Source organism: Serratia quinivorans (genome assembly GCF_052113645.1).
Taxonomy (GTDB): Bacteria; Pseudomonadota; Gammaproteobacteria; order Enterobacterales; family Enterobacteriaceae; genus Serratia; species Serratia quinivorans_B.
Genome location: NZ_JBIEIU010000007.1, coordinates 202,137 through 219,858 on the forward strand (window position 1 = coordinate 202,137; position 17,722 = coordinate 219,858).

At 52.5% G+C, this 17,722-nt stretch carries 19 protein-coding genes; 12 read left to right on the forward strand and 7 right to left on the reverse strand.

Features of this window, described 5'->3' with window-relative positions:
• The first annotated feature begins 60 nt into the window (after window positions 1-60).
• The 8 genes from ACGS9J_RS14930 (at window position 61) to ACGS9J_RS14965 (ending at window position 8,014) form a co-directional block, all read left to right on the forward strand.
• Complete coding sequence (locus ACGS9J_RS14930) at window positions 61-2,643, forward strand: fimbria/pilus outer membrane usher protein (protein ID WP_442231647.1); 2,583 nt, start codon at window positions 61-63, stop codon at window positions 2,641-2,643.
• Window positions 2,644-2,648: 5 nt separating this feature from the next.
• On the forward strand, window positions 2,649-3,593 hold the full coding sequence (locus tag ACGS9J_RS14935; protein ID WP_442231648.1) for a fimbrial protein: 945 nt from the start codon (window positions 2,649-2,651) through the stop codon (window positions 3,591-3,593).
• 89 nt (window positions 3,594-3,682) lie between these two features.
• The gene (locus ACGS9J_RS14940; protein WP_442231649.1) at window positions 3,683-4,198 is read left to right on the forward strand and encodes a fimbrial protein; all 516 of its coding nucleotides are present in this window, start codon (window positions 3,683-3,685) and stop codon (window positions 4,196-4,198) included.
• Between the two features lie 193 nt (window positions 4,199-4,391).
• Window positions 4,392-4,907 carry a fimbrial protein gene (locus tag ACGS9J_RS14945; protein ID WP_442231650.1) on the forward strand — a complete coding sequence of 172 codons (516 nt, stop codon included), beginning with the start codon at window positions 4,392-4,394 and terminating at the stop codon, window positions 4,905-4,907.
• A gap of 30 nt (window positions 4,908-4,937) precedes the next feature.
• Window positions 4,938-5,459 (forward strand): fimbrial protein, encoded by a 522-nt coding sequence (locus ACGS9J_RS14950; RefSeq protein ID WP_442231651.1) that lies wholly within the window; start codon window positions 4,938-4,940, stop codon window positions 5,457-5,459.
• Between the two features lie 381 nt (window positions 5,460-5,840).
• Window positions 5,841-6,545, forward strand: coding sequence for a hypothetical protein (locus ACGS9J_RS14955; RefSeq protein WP_442231652.1), 705 nt, complete (start codon window positions 5,841-5,843; stop codon window positions 6,543-6,545).
• On the forward strand, window positions 6,542-7,186 hold the full coding sequence (locus ACGS9J_RS14960) for a LuxR C-terminal-related transcriptional regulator (protein WP_442231653.1): 645 nt from the start codon (window positions 6,542-6,544) through the stop codon (window positions 7,184-7,186). The genes ACGS9J_RS14955 and ACGS9J_RS14960 overlap by 4 nt, the downstream gene beginning before the upstream one ends.
• Window positions 7,187-7,348: 162 nt before the next feature.
• Window positions 7,349-8,014: a LuxR C-terminal-related transcriptional regulator gene (locus tag ACGS9J_RS14965; RefSeq protein WP_442231654.1), complete on the forward strand. Its 666-nt coding sequence runs from the start codon at window positions 7,349-7,351 to the stop codon at window positions 8,012-8,014.
• Window positions 8,015-8,093: 79 nt separating this feature from the next.
• On the opposite strand, the gene ACGS9J_RS14970 is transcribed toward ACGS9J_RS14965, so the two are convergent.
• Window positions 8,094-8,732 (reverse strand): helix-turn-helix domain-containing protein, encoded by a 639-nt coding sequence (locus ACGS9J_RS14970; protein WP_442231655.1) that lies wholly within the window; start codon window positions 8,730-8,732, stop codon window positions 8,094-8,096.
• 703 nt (window positions 8,733-9,435) lie between these two features.
• Between ACGS9J_RS14970 and ACGS9J_RS14975 the strand changes: the two genes are divergently transcribed.
• From ACGS9J_RS14975 to ACGS9J_RS14990, 4 genes are all read left to right on the forward strand, one after another.
• The gene (locus ACGS9J_RS14975) at window positions 9,436-10,137 is read left to right on the forward strand and encodes a helix-turn-helix domain-containing protein (protein WP_442231656.1); all 702 of its coding nucleotides are present in this window, start codon (window positions 9,436-9,438) and stop codon (window positions 10,135-10,137) included.
• A 988-nt stretch (window positions 10,138-11,125) separates the two neighbouring features.
• The gene (thiM, locus tag ACGS9J_RS14980; protein WP_442231657.1) at window positions 11,126-11,920 is read left to right on the forward strand and encodes a hydroxyethylthiazole kinase; all 795 of its coding nucleotides are present in this window, start codon (window positions 11,126-11,128) and stop codon (window positions 11,918-11,920) included.
• Complete coding sequence (thiD, locus tag ACGS9J_RS14985) at window positions 11,917-12,717, forward strand: bifunctional hydroxymethylpyrimidine kinase/phosphomethylpyrimidine kinase (RefSeq protein ID WP_442231658.1); 801 nt, start codon at window positions 11,917-11,919, stop codon at window positions 12,715-12,717. Before thiM ends, thiD begins: the two co-directional genes overlap by 4 nt.
• 86 nt (window positions 12,718-12,803) lie before the next feature.
• Window positions 12,804-13,262: an inhibitor of vertebrate lysozyme family protein gene (locus ACGS9J_RS14990; RefSeq protein WP_442231659.1), complete on the forward strand. Its 459-nt coding sequence runs from the start codon at window positions 12,804-12,806 to the stop codon at window positions 13,260-13,262.
• Window positions 13,263-13,335: 73 nt separating this feature from the next.
• Here ACGS9J_RS14990 and gutQ read toward each other — a convergent pair whose 3' ends face one another.
• The 6 genes from gutQ to srlE all read right to left on the reverse strand — a co-directional run bounded on the left by gutQ (window position 13,336) and on the right by srlE (window position 17,718).
• Window positions 13,336-14,307, reverse strand: a complete 972-nt coding sequence (gene gutQ, locus ACGS9J_RS14995) for an arabinose-5-phosphate isomerase GutQ (protein ID WP_442231660.1) — start codon at window positions 14,305-14,307, stop codon at window positions 13,336-13,338.
• Window positions 14,300-15,073 (reverse strand): glucitol operon DNA-binding transcriptional repressor SrlR, encoded by a 774-nt coding sequence (gene srlR, locus ACGS9J_RS15000; protein WP_442231661.1) that lies wholly within the window; start codon window positions 15,071-15,073, stop codon window positions 14,300-14,302. Before srlR ends, gutQ begins: the two co-directional genes overlap by 8 nt.
• An 83-nt stretch (window positions 15,074-15,156) precedes the next feature.
• Complete coding sequence (gutM, locus tag ACGS9J_RS15005) at window positions 15,157-15,513, reverse strand: transcriptional regulator GutM (protein WP_442231662.1); 357 nt, start codon at window positions 15,511-15,513, stop codon at window positions 15,157-15,159.
• Window positions 15,514-15,565: 52 nt separating this feature from the next.
• Window positions 15,566-16,345, reverse strand: coding sequence for a sorbitol-6-phosphate dehydrogenase (srlD, locus tag ACGS9J_RS15010; protein ID WP_442231663.1), 780 nt, complete (start codon window positions 16,343-16,345; stop codon window positions 15,566-15,568).
• Window positions 16,346-16,355: 10 nt separating this feature from the next.
• Entirely contained in the window at window positions 16,356-16,718 is a 363-nt protein-coding gene (gene srlB / locus ACGS9J_RS15015; protein WP_442231664.1) for a PTS glucitol/sorbitol transporter subunit IIA, read from the reverse strand.
• A 22-nt stretch (window positions 16,719-16,740) separates the two neighbouring features.
• Window positions 16,741-17,718 carry a PTS glucitol/sorbitol transporter subunit IIB gene (gene srlE / locus ACGS9J_RS15020; RefSeq protein WP_442231665.1) on the reverse strand — a complete coding sequence of 326 codons (978 nt, stop codon included), beginning with the start codon at window positions 17,716-17,718 and terminating at the stop codon, window positions 16,741-16,743.
• Between the last annotated feature and the right edge of the window lie 4 nt (window positions 17,719-17,722).

The following is a 17,722-nucleotide window of genomic DNA, read 5'->3' on the forward strand; positions in this document are numbered from 1 at the left end:
GGTTGTGAGGCAGGGAACCAGGGCAACCACCCGGCCTTGCAGGCATTGGAGCAATAACGGATGAATAGCACACATAATAAAAGCACGCGGCATCATGCTCCACGCATCAGCCAGCTTGCCTACCTGGTTGCCGCAGTGTTGGGTAGCCTCACGTTCAGCGCTCAGGCGCGGGACTACTTTAACCCCGAATTGCTGCAGGTGGATAACCCGCAGCAGGGCACTACCGACCTGTCGGTATTTGAAGACAGCGGCAGCCAGGCACCGGGCACTTACCACGTTGACGTTTACCTGAACAAAGATCAGGTGGATACCCGTGACGTGGTGTTTAAATCCGTACTAGGCAAAGACGGCAAGCAGAGCCTGCAACCTTGCCTGAGTGCCAAAGCGTTGGCTGCGATGGGGGTGAAAACCACGCTGTTCCCAGGGCTGGGCGACGGTGAATGTGCCGATTTGAGCGTGATTCCCCAAGCCAGTACGGAATATCGCTTCAGTGCGCAGCAACTGTTGATCAGTATTCCGCAGGCGGCGGTGTCACAGGCCGCGCGCGGTTATGTGCCGCCGGATCAGTGGGATAACGGCATTCCGGCCTTGTTGCTCAACTACAGCATGACCGGTGCCAACAGTTCTGCGCGTAACGCTACCTCACAAGATAGCGACAGCCAGTACGTCAACCTGCGTCCTGGGCTGAACGTGGGTCCGTGGCGGTTGCGCAACTACACAACGTACAACCGCGACAGCAATGGGCAGGATCAGTGGGATACGGTTTATACCTATGCTCAGCGCGATATTGTGGCCCTGAAAAGCCAGTTGACGTTGGGGGACTCCAGTTCACCGTCGGACGTGTTCGACAGCGTACCCTTCCGCGGTGCGCAGATGGCCTCTGACGATGACATGATCCCGGACAGCCTGAAAGGCTATGCGCCGGTAGTCCGCGGTATCGCCCGTAGCAATGCGCAGGTGATCATCCGCCAGAACGGTTATGTGATCTACCAGAGCTATGTGGCACCGGGGGCGTTTGAAATTACCGATATGTACCCGACCGGCGGCAGCGGCGACCTGTATGTCACCATCAAGGAAGCCGACGGCAGCGAACAGCAACTGGTAGTGCCATTTGCCTCACTGCCGGTATTACAACGTGAAGGACGGCTGAAATTTGCCGTGACCAGCGGACAGTATCGTTCTTATGACGGCGCTATCGATAAAACTACCTTCAGTCAGGGTACCGCTATTTACGGCCTGAAAAATGGCTTTACCGCCTATGGCGGCGGTCAGTTTGCCAGCAAGTATCAATCGTTGGCGTTAGGCGTGGGTAAAAACCTGGGGGATTTAGGGGCCGTTTCGACGGACGTGACTCAGGCCTGGTCCACCATGCAGGATCAGCCGAAAGACAACGGCCAGTCGTGGCGGGTGCGGTACAGCAAGGACATTGTGCAGACCGGAACCAACTTCGCCATCGCCGGTTATCGCTACTCGACCGCCGGTTACTATAGCCTGCAGGAAGTGTTGGATACCTATCGCAGTGGTGATAGTGCGCCGTTGACCGAACGCCGCCGTAACCGTGCTGAAATCACCATGAACCAGAACCTGTGGGAAAATGCCGGCTCGCTGTCGCTCAGTCTGGTGAGTGAAGATTACTGGAACAGCGATCGCAATATGAAGTCGATCGGTGTGGGTTACAACAACAGTTGGAACGGTATCAGCTATGGCCTGAACTACAGCTATAACGAAAACTCGACCGCGGGCAGTACCTACAACGACAGTAACGGCGGCAGTTACAGCTCTGGCCGCGTGTACGATCGTGACCAGGTCTTTGCCTTTAACGTCAGCGTGCCATTGTCACGTTGGCTGAGCAATACCTATTTGACCCACAATATGAACACCAGCAAACACGGTAATACTACCAACACCCTGGGCCTGAACGGCACTGCGTTGGCGGGTAATAACCTAAGCTGGAGCATGCAGGAAGGCTATGGCAGCCAGGGCCAGGGCAACAGCGGCAACCTGACCGCGGATTACCGGGGCACCTACGGCGAAGTCAACGGCGGCTATGCCTACGACAGGAATAGCGAGCGCTTGAACTATGGCCTGCAAGGTGGGGTAGTGGTCCATCGGGACGGTGTCACCCTGGGCCAACCGCTGGGTGAAACCATTGCTTTGGTGAAAGCCCCAGGGGCCAACGGCGTGGGTGTCAGCAACCAGACCGGGGTAAAAACCGACTGGCGCGGCTATGCCATCGTGCCTTACGCCTCGCCGTATCGCAAAAACCAGGTCCAGCTGAATACGCAAACCTTACCGGACGACGTAGACCTGACCTTGACCAGCCAGAACGTGATACCGACCCGAGGCGCGGTGGTTGAGGCCAATTTTAAAGCCAACGTCGGTAATCGGGTATTAATGACCCTATTACGCCAGGGCGGAGCGCCTATTCCGTTCGGTGCCACGGTCACCGATCAGGCACAGAAAGAGGCACAAGGCTTTATCGTCGGTGACGGCGGACAGGTTTATCTCACCGGTCTGAATGATAGCGGCTCCTTAACCGTTAAATGGGGTAATGAAGCCTCGCAACAGTGCCAAGTGCAGTACTCCCTGGTGAAACAGACAACAAAGACGGGCGTTCAGACAATGAACGGTCAGTGCAGGTAAATTTAATGAAACATTTAACAATAGTAAAAACTATAATTTTCTTAGCGTTACTAGGCTGCTCAAACATATCGTTTGCAACGTGTGGTTTTGGAGACTCAGGAACTACTTTAAATGCGACAATAAATTTTGGAAGCGTTATTGTACAGCGCGATGCACCCGTAGGTAGTGTATTGAATACCACTAATGCGTATTATCCCGGAGGGGACTCGAGTGCGATAGGATGCAATACTAGTTACACAAGAATGGCTGAGCATACGTTGTTCACAACTTCCAGTTCAATCAATAATGTGTTTCTGACAAATATACCAGGAGTGGGGATAAGGCTTAGTCGCAACGGGCTTTATTTTAATTTTAGTTCACCTCAAGTCGCTGATGCGTATTTGTCAACTTATTTTCCGATTGTTGCTGAGCTAATTAAGTTATCCTCTGGTGGTGTTGGTGGTGGGGCATTAAGTACTGGGACTATAGGTAAGATTTATATTTATCAGGCTCCGCAATATTATGACACCGTATCTATTGGTAACGGGACGATCTACCCTGTTGCCTGTTCGATTACAACGCCAAATATTCAAGTTCCTTTAGATGATGTATTGACCAGTAGCCTGACCGCGGTAGGGTCTATATCAAAACCTAAAGCGTTTAATGTTGGCCTAAATTGCGATGTTGGCGCCCGTGTTAATGCCAAATTGATCGGTAACCAAAATACCGACTCCGGTGCCAGTGGTGTATTGCAGTTGACTGGCGCAGGTAGTAATGGTGTCGCCACGGGAGTAGGCATTCAGATCCTTTATAACGGTAGTCCGATGGCACTTAATACTAATATGATTCTGAAAACATCTATGGGCGGACAGGAAACTTTCCCATTTACTGCGCAATATTATCAGACAAAATCGGCAGTGACGACAGGGTCGGCTAATGCCACGGCGACGTTGGAATTAACCTATCAGTAATTAACGCTTTAATAAGCAAGTACGGACGCTGTATTAATCAGTGGGGATTAATGCAGCCAAAAAAAACCAAGGAATAGCAAGAGGTAGTGATGAAAGCATTATTTAAACATAGCGTATTAGCCGGGTTGGTGATCGCCGCGGGTATGACTGTGGCTCAGGCCGATCCGGTCAATATCACGATTACCGGCAATGTAGTGGCGTCACCCTGCACGGTGGATACCACCAATTCCAACCTGACCGTCGATCTGGGCACCATTCAGGCTGCCGATCTGGCGACGGTGGGGAATACCTCTACGGCGATCCCTTTCCAGTTGAAGCTGAAAGATTGCCCAGCATCCACTACCAGCGCAATGGTGACCTTCGGTGGCACGGCGGATCCGGTAGTGACAGACCGCTATATCAGCACCGGTACCGCTTCTAACGTGGCGGTGGAAGTGCTGCAAACGAGCACCGGCTACTTAAAAGGCCCGACAACGAATATCACCCAGTCTATTCAGGCTGATCGCACGATAACCTATGCGCTGCAAACCCGAGCTTATGCCAAGGGTGTGGCTACGCCAGGGACGATTGTGGCGACGGTACTGGCTACCTTTACTTACAACTAAAGCACGGTTTTTAACCGGATAGCTTGAATAAACCGGTTTGATAAAAGCATCTTGCCACCGCGGGTGGCGGGAATGCTCGCTCTCGTTGTTCAGGCTGCCAGCCAATAACCGATTTAAACCACCAACAGGGATGTTGTGCTTGCCCAATGGTGTTAGCGCAGCAAAACAAACTTAGAGAAGATAAGGATTAACGATGAACGCATTATTTAAACATACCGTACTGGCCGCATTATTCATCACCGCGGGGATCACCACGGCCCAGGCTGCTCCCACCAGCATTGCCATCAACGGCCTGGTCGTCGCGTCACCTTGCACGGTGGATACCACCAATTCCAACCTGACCGTCGATCTGGGCACCATTCAGGCTGCCGATCTGGCGGCAGTGGGGAATACTTCTACCGCGGTTCCCTTCCAGTTGAAGTTGAAAGATTGCCCAGCCGCTACCACCAGCGCGGTGGTGACCTTCGGTGGCACTGCGGATCCGGTAGCGACAACCCGTTATATCAGTACGGGTACCGCTTCTAACGTGGCGGTGGAAGTGCTGCAAGCTAGCACCGGCAACTTAAAAGGCCCGACAACGAATATCACCCAGTCTGTTCAGGCCGACCGCACGGTAACCTATGCGCTGCAGAGCCGAGCTTATGCCAAGGGCGCGGCAACGCCTGGGACGATTGTAGCGACGGTACAGGCGACCTTTAGCTATAACTAAGGCACGGTTTTTTTAACAGGAGAAGCCTGAATGAGCAAGCTGATAACAAGCACGCTGTTGCTGGTGGCGGCAGGAATGATGAGTAGTGCCGTTCAGGCTACCGATCTCGATATCAATGGCATCATCGTCGCCAGCGCCTGTACGGTTGACAGTGCTTCAGTTAACCAGAACGTCGATTTTGGTCAGATGCGTGCTACCGATTTAAAGGTGGCGGGGTCGGCCGGTGACTGGAAGTCGTTCGCGGTCAAGCTAACCCACTGCCCTGCCTCTACCAGCAAGGCAACGGTGACCTTTACCGGTACTCCGTCAGTTGACGATGCGACCCTGTATGCCAACAGCAGTGCGGCTGCGGCGGCACAGAACGTGGCGGTACAGATGGTACAGGATGCCGATCGCTCTGTGGTGCAGGGCAATGGCAGCAAAATGACCGCGAATGTGGATGCGCAGCACAGTGCCATTTACAATCTTGCCGCGCGGCTATACAGCGTGCAAGGTAACGCTGTCGCAGGAACCTTTACCAGCGTCGTGCTGTTGAATTTTACCTATCAATAAATATTGTCTTTTTTTGGATCATCGGTAGGAAAATGGACCTTTTTTCATTGGTTTTGCCCGACGTTATTTTCTATATTTATAGCACGGATTGGCCATTGTAAGGTATGGCGTTGTTTTTATGACCATGGTAGCGGTGTTATTTATTGACACTCTGTCGGTCAGATTGAAATTGGTGGTGTCTAAAATACAATTAAATTCACCGGCATAATATTTTTATGTCGGTATTTTTTTAGTCAAGCATTGGCGGGTAAACGTTGATCGCTAAGATATTTAAAGTTCCAAAAACCACAGCCTGACTTTAAGCCTTTATAAGGCTTTTTTTTAAATTATTTTTATTTATGATGAGTTATTTATTGTTCTGGTTAATCAACCAGGTTAAACATGGGCATCAACGTAGAAAATAATATGACTTATAAGGCAATAGTGAAAAAAAACAATGCATTAATTATGGACGCCTGCCCGATGACACGCAACGGTCTGCGTCATATATTAAATAGTATCGTGTTTAATAACACAGAGATTATGTTGCTCAGTAAGGCCTCCGATATTCCAATGGCAATGATAGCGCATTCACCCAGCGTGATCGTGATGGATCTGTGCGGTAAAGATGAGTCGGTGCTGGAGGGGTTGCGCGTTATCGCTTCTTGTCAGTCAAAGTGGCCTATTACCCCTGTGGTGGTGTGTACAACGTTGATCGATGCCCATTTTTTACATCAAGTTAAAGCGCTGAATGTTTGCAGTATTTGCTATAAATATGACTCATTGCAGGCCATCGAACAGTGTATTCGGTTCGCGATGAGCGGGAGCTATAAAGATAGCCCGACCATCCAGCAACTGTTTAACGATAATCGTGATTGTCTGGCGATGCTTTCCAATAAGGAAATTGATGTCCTTGCCCAGGTGTTAGCCGGCAGCAGCGTCGGCAACACCGCGTTAAAAATGCACCGGGACATTCGCACCATCAGTACCCAGAAACGCAGCGCAATGGGTAAACTTGGCTACCGAAATAACAATGATCTGTTCACTCGTGGACAGTGGATGGTGCCAAATGGTCTGTTTAACGCACCCGATATGAACGACATATGAATACGATGTTACCGATGGTCAATATGGCCATCATGGATGAAAGCCCATTGACCCGTCTGGGTATCGAGCAGTTTGTTTTGGTATTACGCCCTAATATGCGCTGCACCCTGCAAGCCGCTTCGGTAATGAATTTACATGAAACTCTTGAGGACAACCCGCTCGATCTCTTGATTAGCGAGCTGGCCGGCGAGCAGGAAACGGAGCAACAAGGTGGCAAAGCGTTGATATTACTCTGCCTGAACCGCCCCGATATTCGACAGATTATTTATACCTATAGTCATTGTGGCGAGTTGCTTTCGTCACTCAATCACTTCCCGCAGGTAAGCCTGATATCACGGCAGGAGTCCCAAGAGCAGGCGCGTGAATATTTTCTGCTGGCTTTACTGGGCGAGAAGGTGTGTAGCCCGCTGATCCAGTATGCCATTGCTGAATATTCCAGGGGAACTGAGCTTATTAGCCAGAAATTGACATCCCGCGAGTATGAGGTACTGACATATCTGTTTCGTGGTTTGAGCCTGACTGAAACTGCTGCTCGGCTGCATCGTAGCATCAAGACCGTCAGTGCCCATAAACGTAATGCGATGCATAAGCTGGGGGTTAATAACGATGCCGGGTTGTTCTCTCTCAGACAGTTTTTTTAATAAAGTAAAAGCGGCTCCTGAGCTTGCTCCTATAAGCGTATCTTGCTTGGCGTTAATTAACCTCGAACACTGGCTACCTCAGTGTGCGGTGATGCGCTTTGCCTCCGGCAGAATAAAGTAGTTAACGATAAGGATGCAGGTTCCGATAAGGGATAGGGAGTAATGAAAAGCTTCGTGAACGAGCGGGTTGCGGTGATATCACCGTGTCATATGTTTCAGGCCGGTATCCGGGCATTATTAAGTACCTATTCAACGACATTAAGTTGGCATTGCAAACATGTGGCCAGTGTGAAACCAAGCCTGAATATCTGGTCAGTGAACCTGCTGATTATTTCGCTCAACGTCAAACAGGTTGATTTACCTCTGGTGTTGCAGTTTATCCAACAGGTGCGAGTTTCCCAACCGCAGATCCGCCTGATGATCATATTGGATTCGGCTATGCCCTATTTGGTCTCTCTATTGCGTCGCCTGAAGGTGGCTTGCATCATGAATTTGGCAGACCCGCTGGTGGTATGGCAAACGCAACTACAACGTATTATGGCTACGGATCATGGGCTATCGCCCGATGCCTATTGCGATATGCAAGAGGGGGATGGCGCGACGCTTTCAGTGTTGGAACGGCGAGTGATAAACCTGGTGGTACAGGAGTTCTCTGTCGACGAGATTGCGGTGTTATTGATGCGTAGCGGCAAAACTATCTCCTGCCATAAGGTTAATGCCATGCATAAGCTGGGGATGAGAAATTATGCCCAATTGGTAACAATGAAAAGTCTTTTTATAGAAAAAGGGCAGTCGTCAAAACCTGGTACTCCGCTATATATGACATGACCTTGTGATTTGCCAAACTACCACTGTCGAGGGAGTACGGGAAATAAGGGGGGCGTTGGCAGGGGGAATGTCATATTTTTTAGAATTTATCGGGTAGTTTATTGATTTTTAATAATAATCCGCGTTTTATGACGATATGTTCCCCGATGTTCAGGGCTGACAAGGTTTTCATCACGTTGCTGCGGGACAGCGAGGTTCTTTCCATAATATACCTGGCAGCGGGAACTGACGCTCGGGTTTCAAAATCCTCATCATTCAGTGCATACAACAGGTTGCAAATCAATTTATAAGTCGGGATTGCGGTCGTCGACTGCATGTAGATGCTGAATCGTGAACTCACATACATCAGTGAATAGGCAACAGATTTCCACAGGTTGTGTTGTTCAACGTGCCGCAAAAAATCATCCTGTGGCAGGTAGATGTATTCAATGGCGGTATTGGCCTGGATGAAAAAATCGGCCTGCTTTGGTGTGAAATCACTGATGCCAACGATACTGGGGGCCTTCATGGCGGCCAAAATGAGAGCGTCATTCGCGCGTTTGACGACACACTCGCCTTGTACGAGCAGAAAGCACATCTTCTGATCGCGCCAGTCAAACGAAAAACGTTGCCCTGTTTTGGCCTTTTTCACTGGGGTTACGCTAAGCAGGGAATCTTGCAGCGCCTGAATATGTTCCACCGGCTTGGCATCGGCGAATACTTTATTGCTGATCTTCATACGTTATCACCGACAAGGTGTTACGAAATTAAAGATAAGATAAATCCTGGTTGTTGATAAGTAAAGTTAATGGCACCAAATTTCTCTTTAATCAGGGTGACCCACATCCGGATGGAAACACAGTAATAATCCATTGAGCATTTCAAAATGACCTGATGGTTAATTCACTTTAGGAGGATAGCAGATGGCGCAGTCCTAAAAGACGGCGATGACTGACTGTGCACAGTGGTTTGTGACTATTGAAACCATTAAAGCGATATAAACTATCTACGGATGAATAATTATATCATGTGAGAGTGACTGGATGAAAAATCTGCAATAATTTTATTTTCAGAGGGAAAGTTCTACTTTAGGCGCAGAAGCCGCAAGTGAATTGTGTACGCAAGTTTAAGTATTGATAGGGTTGATTTGTCTATTTTTGGACTTTGGGGGTTAAAATGAACTACAAACCCTTTGAGACTGTAAGGGGACTATAAGATAATGCTCAACAGAGAAGTCCGAAAATAATATCAATTATACCAGTTATCTTGGCGATAGGATGGTAGTGACATTATTTTATTATAAAGGGAGTTAGCGTAAGGGTGTATAGGGGTCTATGAACTATTCATCAATCGTAAATAAGTTGATTGTTTTATTCCAGTAAGTACCTCTTTGTGAGTGTATTCAGGGACAGTACTTATCATGTTTTTTTAAATATAACTTCGTGCTGACTTTCTGGCTTGCCATGAAAAATGGCAGGGTTTTATCATTCATTCGAGCAAATGGTATGTATGATTTTAGTAAAGTTGTAGAACGGACTGAACCGACCACCTCTATTGAGGAAGTGCTGAACGCCACAAAACTCATCGTTCCGGTAAAACAAGGCCGGAGTGGCCAACGGTTCTATCTTGATCGCAGCGATAAAAAAATGTGTTTATTACTCTATAGAGGCACTTGTATCGCCAAGAGAACGAATGATTCACTGGTACTGTCGACGATCAAAGCGCCAACTATTTTTGGTTTGCACGATGTATTTCATGCCAAGTCTGATGTGCATCTTTTGGCTATAAGCGACGTGGAGTACGGCATGATTCCGCTGGACGAACTCTTGTCTTATATCGATGATAATAACCTCTGGAAGAGCATTTGTTATATGTTAATGCTTTCTGCTACCCGGTTCAGTGAGTACCAAAAAGAAACCGTGGGTATCAGTAATTACGAATTGATTTGTAACTTGTTGACATCACTCAGTGCTGAGAGTTTTGAAATAAGAGCCACAACTACTGCATTGGAATATATTCAAGAACGCAGCCTGCTTTCTCGCAGCGGGATTATGAAAACGCTATCATCGTTAAAAGTGGGGGGCTATATCATTATAAAAAAAGGCCTGCTTATTAAGGTGAATTCGTTGCCGAAGAGGTTTTGAAGTTTAACTCTGCCGGGCTGGTATTAGTTTGATTACTATGCAGGTTTTTTTAATTATATAAATTAGCATGACTGTGATTGATGTTCATAAAAAATCAATTATAAGTTTTTAGTTGCGAATAATATGATGTTGCACTGTTCCTGATGTAAAACCAATACTTAACTGGAGGGGTTGTGTTGTTATCGGTGGTTGTTCTAAGTTTTATTAGTGCTTATTCATTTTATAAACACTATCAGCTAAAGAAAAGTAAATCTATATGTGTGCGCTATAATAAAAGCCATCATCGGTTTATCTCCTACTTGCACGTTGGGTGGTAGAATAATATTACATTGCTCACAATTGGCTATGATATTGTCAATCGTGTTGCTAAAAAATTGAACCACTATACCCTACATTAATTCAGTTACCCAACCCCGCGATGGTTTGAAATAGGGGAGGGGGCTACACTCATGCGATATGGAAAGTGTGAAAATCAGTGAAGGCCTATTATTGAATATCCCAGTCAATATCTTTCTTCTGGCAAGTACAGTGCTTGTTCCAGATGGATTACCTATTCGATTGGCTGAAAGGTGCCTAAAGTAATGTCGAACTCGTTATGCATGAAGGTATCTCCCACTTTTGGTGATAACGCCAGAGGGGGCGGCGAGCGACCGGATACGAACCGGTCAGCCGTTGTAAAACACGTTTTCCTTTTTCATGGTGTTACTTTCTGGAACAGAGAAACACTGAACTTCGGTTTTTGTTTTTAGCATGGGTATAATCCAGTTTTCCTATGCACCCAAATTATACCAAAGGCTGTTGGGGTTGTTATAGAGTTATCATGAGGTGCGTACAGTATCTATCTGTTTATTGTTGATTTTATTGGTATTTGAGATGTCTTGGTGTTTCATGAGACAACACCAAATGACGTGATCTGGATTATGCCAGCGTAGGGAAGTCTCGGTGCCCCAACCGGTACCCGCCTTCTTGAACGCCGGTTGGGAGGAATATGCTCGCTCGACCTGATGTTTTACCCGGCGCACGCGCCGCGGCCTGTTTGACTCAATTTAAACGCCAATCGCCCCTGATCCACTGCCTGACCAACGACGTGGTGCAGGAACTGACGGCGAACGTCCTGTTGGCGCTCGGGGCTTCCCCGGCGATGGTGGTGGAACCGACCGAAGCGGCGCAGTTCAGTCGGCTGGCGGATGCGTTGCTGATCAATATTGGTACCCTCAATGCCTCGCGCGCCGAGTCCATGTTAGCTGCGGTGGAAGCCGCCAACCTGGCAAAAACCCCCTGGACGCTGGATCCGGTGGCGGTCGGCGGACTGGCTTATCGCACTGCATTTGCTCATCGCTTGCTGGGCGAGAAGCCGACGGCGATCCGCGGCAACGCGTCTGAAATCATGGCGCTGAACGGCCTGCAGGCTAATGGGCGTGGCGTTGACAGCGCAGACGACTCGCTGGCGGCGTTACCGGCGGCACGTGAATTGGCGCGCAGCAGCGGTGCCGTGGTGGCGGTGACCGGTGTTGTCGATTACATCACCGATGGTCGGCGTGACTGGGCGGTCGCCGGTGGCGATGTGCTGATGACGCGCGTGGTCGGTACCGGTTGTGCACTTTCTGCGGTAGTGGCGGCATTTTGCAGTTTACCGGGCGATCGGCTGGACAACGTGGCGACCGCCTGTCGGGTGATGTCGTTTTGCGGTGAACGAGCGACACGCCGCGCCGCCGGGCCAGGCAGTTTTACCCCGGCGTTCCTCGACGCCCTGTATCAACTGCGCCCGGAGGAACTGCAATGAAACGAATTAACGCATTAACCATTGCCGGGACCGATCCGAGCGGTGGCGCCGGTATCCAGGCCGATCTGAAAGCTTTTTCTGCGCTGGGGGCCTACGGTGCTTCGGTGATCACCGCGCTGGTGGCGCAAAATACCCGTGGCGTGCAGTCGGTTTACCATATCGATCCGGCCTTTGTCGCCGCCCAGTTGGATTCGGTGTTCAGTGACCTGCGCATCGACAGCACCAAGATTGGCATGCTGGCCAACGCCGATATCGTGCAGGCGGTGGCGGAGCGTTTGCGCCATTACCGGCCGTCGTTTGTGGTGCTGGATACGGTGATGTTGGCGAAAAGCGGCGATCCCCTGCTGGCGTCGGAGGCGGTGGACTCGATTCGCCGTGAGCTGTTGCCGCTGGTGTCGATCATCACGCCGAACCTGCCGGAAGCGGCGGCTCTGCTGGCGTGTGCCCCGGCGGAAAATGAACTTCAGATGCGTGAGCAGGGCCGGGCACTCCTGGCGATGGGGTGCCAGGCGGTGCTGATGAAAGGCGGTCACCTTAGCGAAAGCGAAAGCCCGGATTGGCTGTTTACGGCGGAGCAAGAGCAGCGATTTACCGCGCCGCGCGTGGCGACTCGCCATACTCACGGCACCGGCTGTACGCTGTCAGCCGCCTTGGCGGCGCTGCGTCCGCGTCACGACGACTGGGCCGGAACGGTCGCTGCCGCCAAGGACTATTTGCAGCAGGCGTTGCTGCAGGCGGATACGCTGGAAGTGGGCCACGGCATCGGGCCGGTGCATCATTTTCATGCCTGGTGGTGAGTCAACTTTTTGCTACCCTTATGGTCTGACTAGATCCAGGCCCGGCTTTGGCCGGGTGCAACCGAATTTTATCCAGGGAGAAGGCCATGACAGGACAAAACGTACTTCGCGGTGCCATTTTCGGCGCGTTACTCAGCTTCAGCGTGGGCGGTTTCGCCCAGCAGATTGTCACCACTTCGGACGTGATCCAGCAGCCGGGCTACCAGGCCAGTTGGCAGAATATCGTGAAGGGCCAGGCTCGCTTGCCGGGTTGGGCGCGCAAAGGGGTGGGCACCTCTACTCCGGCGCAAAGCCTGAGTTGGAAGGGCCAGAACTATCTGGTGGGCAATCTTTGCAAACCGCACGACTGCGCCAATAACTTTATGATAGTGGCGTTTAAGGAAGACAAGTCGCAGGCCTGGGCCGTGCGTGTCGAGGTGGCGGATAAACCGGAAGCGGTTGACCATCCGAAGAAATACGCCAAATACCAATGGCTGGGCAAGCCGGACGACGATATGAAGGCGCTGCTGAAACAACAGTTCGAGAATAATCCCGACTGGAAATAAGCGGACTTTAGCGTCGTACCTATCCCCTCACCCAAAGGAGAGGGGACAAACGGGCAAGCATCAGTTAATGCGGTCAGCCGATACCGGCCTGATGCAGATCGTGCAGGTTGATCGCGCCGACCAGCACACCGTCCAGATTGACCACTGGCGCGGCGCTGATGTGCTGTTCATGCAGCGCTTCCAACGCTTCTCCTGCACGCCACTGTTCCGGCAAGCGGTAGCCGGGGCGGGTGATGGCCGGGCTTAACGCATCCTGCAGGCTATTGCCTTTCACCAGCCAGCGGCGCAGGTCACCGTCGGTAAATACACCCACCACTTTCTGTTGCGCGTCACAGACCGGGACCAGCCCCAGTCCGGTACGGCTCAGTTCGAGCATCGCTTCCATCACGTTGGCATTCTCACTGACTTTCGGCAGGCGATCGCCGGTGCGCATCAGGTGATGCACCCGATTTAGCAAGCGGGCGCCCAGGCTGCCACCCGGATGAGAGCGGGCAAAGTCTTCGGCGTTGAAACCGCGTTGACGCATCAACGCCATCGCCAATGCGTCGCCCATCATCAGCGTATTGACCGCGCTCGAAGTCGGTGCCAGTCCCATCGGGCAAGCCTCGCGTTCAACGCTGATGTCCAGCATGCAGGCCGCCGCCTGCGCCAGCGGCGACTCTTTGCCGCCGGTGATGGCGATCACCGGGATGTTATTTTCTGCCAGCAGCGGCAGGATCAGATCCAGCTCTTTGGCGCGGCCGGAGTAAGAGATAAACACCACCACGTCGTCGGCACCGATCATGCCGAGATCGCCGTGCAGCGCTTCGGCAGGGTGTACGAAGAACGACGGGGTACCGGTACTGGCCAGCGAAGCCGCGATTTTTTTACCGATATGGCCGGATTTGCCGATGCCGGAAATCACTGCCTTGCCCCGGCAGTTCAGCAGCAGTTCGCAGGCGCAGACGAAATTATCGTCCAGTCGCGCCAACAGGCGTTGTGCTTCGGTCAGCTCAATTTCCAGCGTTTCGCGGGCAAAGGCCAGCAGGGCAGCGGCGTTACTCATCAAAATCTCCTACCAGAATGATATTGATCCCCTTCGCCTGCAGGGCGGCGAGGTAATCCGGATTGATGTTTTTATCGGTGATCAGCGTATCCACGACGCTCAGGTCGCAGACCACGTTCGGGCTTTTGCGACCGAACTTCGACGAGTCCACCAGCAGGATAATGCGGCTGGCAGCTTCGCACATCGCCTTGCTGACGTTGTGTACTTCGTTAAAGGTGGTGACGCCGGCGTTGAGATCCACGCCGTCCGCCCCGATAAACAGTTTGTCGAAGCTGAACTGCTGGAAAGCCGACTCCGCCAGGCTGCCGTGAAAGGATGCCGATTTTTTGCGATAGGTGCCGCCGGGCATCAGAATGGTCTGGTCGTTATCCAGCTCCACCAGCGCATTGACGATATGCAGGCTATTGGTCATCACCGTGATGTTATTGAACTGCGCCAGATGTGGCACCATTTGCAGCACGGTGCTGCCGGCGTCGAAAATCAGCGAGTCACCGTCGTTGATAAGCCCAATGGCGGCATAGGCGATCTGGCGTTTCTTTTCGGTGTTGATGTGGGTTTTACGGTCGATAGGCTGGTCGCCATCGTCGCGGCTGAGCACCACGCCGCCGTAAGTGCGGATCACTTCGCCTTCCTCTTCCAGCAGGGTGAGGTCCTTGCGGATGGTAGTGCCGGTGGTGGCAAAGTGTGCCGCCAGGGCATCCACTGCCGTTTTGCCATGCCGCTGCAGATATTCAAGGATAGCGGCCTGCCGCTGCTTTGGTTTCATAGCCCGTCCTGTTCACAAGAGTTGCGCATTTCCCTTCGGCTAACAATTCAATATGAAAGGTAATGTCTTTTAATGTGAAAATATCATGATTTAGGGGCAATCGCTAACGATAGTGCAGTCTGGCATGCGCGATCCTCGGGGAAGATCACATCCGGGTGAAGATCGCGCTGATGCAGCCCGTGCAACCGGGCTATTGGCTTGGGGTGCGCGAAGATGGTCAGGCCGCGCATCAGCATGCTGCCGCAAACCCGTTGCTCGGGATCAAAGGCCAGCGCCAGTACCACCCGTGGTTGAAAGCGCCCGCCGGAGCGCCCGACCCCGACGGCCCCCAGTCGGCACAAGCCGTCGAAAGCGCGGTTGAAACGTTGGATCTGCCACCAGCCGAGGGCGATTTGCAGCAGCCAGGCCAATACCGCGAAGGTGATCAATGCCTGAGTCATATTGCCTCCTGTTTATTTTCCCTCCCCACCCGGAGAGGGAGCGTTAATGAAATCAGAACATCACCTGACCGCCGGTAATGTTGATCGACTGGCCTGTGCAGTAAGACGCCTTGTCGCTGGCGTAAAACAGCAGGGTGTTCAGCACATCCTGGTAGTCGCACCCGCGTTTCAGCGGCACCTTGTCGGTGTAATACTTTTCAACCTGATCCGGTGCGATCCCCAGTTTTTGCGCGTACTGCGGTAGCAGCGACTGGAACATCGGCGACTTCAGCAGGTTACCGAGCATCAACGAATGCACGGTAATACCGTATTCCGCCAAATCGAGCGCCAGCGACTGCGTCAGCCCCACACCGCCAAACTTGGCGGCGCTGTAGCCGGAGTTGTGCTTGCTGCCGACCTTACCGGATTTGGAGTTGATCTGAATGATGCGTCCGGCAATGCCGTCGCGGATCATCAGGCGGGAAAACTCGCGGGCGCAGAGAAAGTAGCCCACCAGATTGACCTGCAGCGAGCGGTCGAAATCCCCGAGTGGGAAATCGGTGATCGGTGCCGCCTTGGCAATGCCGGCGCTGTACACCAGCAGATTGGCCGCGCCAAATTCAGCGTCAACCGCCGCCGCCAGCGCAATCACGCTCTGTTCATCGGTGGCGTCGGCCTGGAAGCCCCGCGCGCAGCCTGCGCCATATTGGTCGTTAATCAGCTCGGCCACCTGTTGGGCGTTATCCGCGTTTAAATCGGCTACCGCCACGCGATAACCCGCCTGCGCCAGGCCCTGGCACAAAAATGCCCCTAACGTTTGGCCACCGCCAATCACTACAGCTACTTCAGACATGGTCTACTCCTTATGCGATAAATTTCAGCGTACTGCCCAGCGGGATATCAGCCGGCGTGGCGCCGGATACGTGGATCGAACCGGGGAATTCGGCCTGCGACTCGCCGTCGAAACGCACGGTGAGGTGGCCCAGTTCACGCAGGTTTTGGGTGGCGACGTCGCCGACGGCGGTGATCGGATAACGTTGCTCCGCCAGCTCCATCCAGCCGCCGGCCTGCAGTTCGCCGAGCGTGTTGCCGTGCTGATGGATGAAGCAAAACTCTTCAATGTCTGCCGGTGCGCCTTCACGGAAGGTGATCAGCATGTCATCGAGCAGCGCCTCGCGGGCGCAGCCGCCAATCTGGGTGATGGTGGTTTGGAAAATGGTATTCATAACGGGTCCCTGGCAAACAAAGTTATTGATAGATGAAGGCCGATGCGGCCCAGGCGATCAGCACCGTCGGTGCGCCGGTCAGGAAACGTCCGACCAATACCGAAGGGACGCCGACCCGAACCGTGTCCTGCTTGGCTTCCGCCAGTGACAGGCCGACCGGAATAAAGTCGCAGGCGGCCTGCGCGTTGATCGCGAACAGGGCGGGCAGCGCCAGCTGCGGCGGGATATGGCCCAGGCCAATCTGCACCCCGACCAGCACGCCGATCACCTGAGCGATGACCGCGCCAGGGCCAAGGAACGGCGACAGCAGTGGGAAGGAGCAAATCAGCGCCAGCGTCACCAGCCCAATCGGGCTGTTGGCTAACGGCGTCAGGCCGTGGGCGATAAAATCCCCCAGACCGGAGGCCATGATGATGCCGATCAGCGCCGAGACGAATGCCATAAAGGGCAGAATGGTTTTCAGCACCGTGTCGATGGTGTCGCGCCCGGCCTGGAAGAACACCGCAACGACCGATCCCATGCCCATGCCCACTTTTGCCAACAGGCCGTCGCTCTGTTCGGTGATTTTTTTGCTGGTGTCGTAATCGCGTCCCTTGGGCTGCGGCGCGGTGGTCGGGCGCTCATCGGTAGCCGATTCCACCCGGCTGATGTTGCTATCACGCACGCCGGAGACGTAAATATCCTCGAGGATAAACTTCGCCAGCGGGCCGGATTGGCCGGTGGCGTGGATATTGACCGTTGGAATACGGCGCTTCGGGTACAGGCCGCAGCGCAGGGTGCCGCCACAGTCGATCACCATAACGCCAATTTCGTCCGCCGGTGGCTCGCCTTCCTTAAAGCCATCGACGGCCGGCCAGCCGGTCAGTTCGCTAATCCTGTCGACGATCGACGGGCGGGTTCCGGCGGTGATGTACACCACTTTTTTGCCGGGCTCGATCGGCAACTGCAATGGGCCGCCCCAGCCGCTGGCGCCTTTCTCAATACGGATATAAGCACTCATGCTG

What these genes read in the sequence shown, in the direction of transcription:
- gutQ (WP_442231660.1), bottom strand. Translation starts at nt 14,307, where the DNA reads ATGAGTAACGCCGCTGCCCTGCTGGCCTTTGCCCGCGAAACGCTGGAA.
- srlB (WP_442231664.1), bottom strand. Translation starts at nt 16,718, where the DNA reads ATGAATACCATTTTCCAAACCACCATCACCCAGATTGGCGGCTGCGCC.
- srlR (WP_442231661.1), bottom strand. Translation starts at nt 15,073, where the DNA reads ATGAAACCAAAGCAGCGGCAGGCCGCTATCCTTGAATATCTGCAGCGG.
- ACGS9J_RS14955 (WP_442231652.1), top strand. Translation starts at nt 5,841, where the DNA reads ATGGGCATCAACGTAGAAAATAATATGACTTATAAGGCAATAGTGAAA.
- ACGS9J_RS14940 (WP_442231649.1), top strand. Translation starts at nt 3,683, where the DNA reads ATGAAAGCATTATTTAAACATAGCGTATTAGCCGGGTTGGTGATCGCC.
- ACGS9J_RS14965 (WP_442231654.1), top strand. Translation starts at nt 7,349, where the DNA reads ATGAAAAGCTTCGTGAACGAGCGGGTTGCGGTGATATCACCGTGTCAT.
- srlE (WP_442231665.1), bottom strand. Translation starts at nt 17,718, where the DNA reads ATGAGTGCTTATATCCGTATTGAGAAAGGCGCCAGCGGCTGGGGCGGC.
- ACGS9J_RS14945 (WP_442231650.1), top strand. Translation starts at nt 4,392, where the DNA reads ATGAACGCATTATTTAAACATACCGTACTGGCCGCATTATTCATCACC.
- thiM (WP_442231657.1), top strand. Translation starts at nt 11,126, where the DNA reads ATGCTCGCTCGACCTGATGTTTTACCCGGCGCACGCGCCGCGGCCTGT.
- ACGS9J_RS14935 (WP_442231648.1), top strand. Translation starts at nt 2,649, where the DNA reads ATGAAACATTTAACAATAGTAAAAACTATAATTTTCTTAGCGTTACTA.
- ACGS9J_RS14990 (WP_442231659.1), top strand. Translation starts at nt 12,804, where the DNA reads ATGACAGGACAAAACGTACTTCGCGGTGCCATTTTCGGCGCGTTACTC.
- ACGS9J_RS14970 (WP_442231655.1), bottom strand. Translation starts at nt 8,732, where the DNA reads ATGAAGATCAGCAATAAAGTATTCGCCGATGCCAAGCCGGTGGAACAT.
- ACGS9J_RS14950 (WP_442231651.1), top strand. Translation starts at nt 4,938, where the DNA reads ATGAGCAAGCTGATAACAAGCACGCTGTTGCTGGTGGCGGCAGGAATG.
- srlD (WP_442231663.1), bottom strand. Translation starts at nt 16,345, where the DNA reads ATGTCTGAAGTAGCTGTAGTGATTGGCGGTGGCCAAACGTTAGGGGCA.
- ACGS9J_RS14960 (WP_442231653.1), top strand. Translation starts at nt 6,542, where the DNA reads ATGAATACGATGTTACCGATGGTCAATATGGCCATCATGGATGAAAGC.
- ACGS9J_RS14930 (WP_442231647.1), top strand. Translation starts at nt 61, where the DNA reads ATGAATAGCACACATAATAAAAGCACGCGGCATCATGCTCCACGCATC.
- thiD (WP_442231658.1), top strand. Translation starts at nt 11,917, where the DNA reads ATGAAACGAATTAACGCATTAACCATTGCCGGGACCGATCCGAGCGGT.
- gutM (WP_442231662.1), bottom strand. Translation starts at nt 15,513, where the DNA reads ATGACTCAGGCATTGATCACCTTCGCGGTATTGGCCTGGCTGCTGCAA.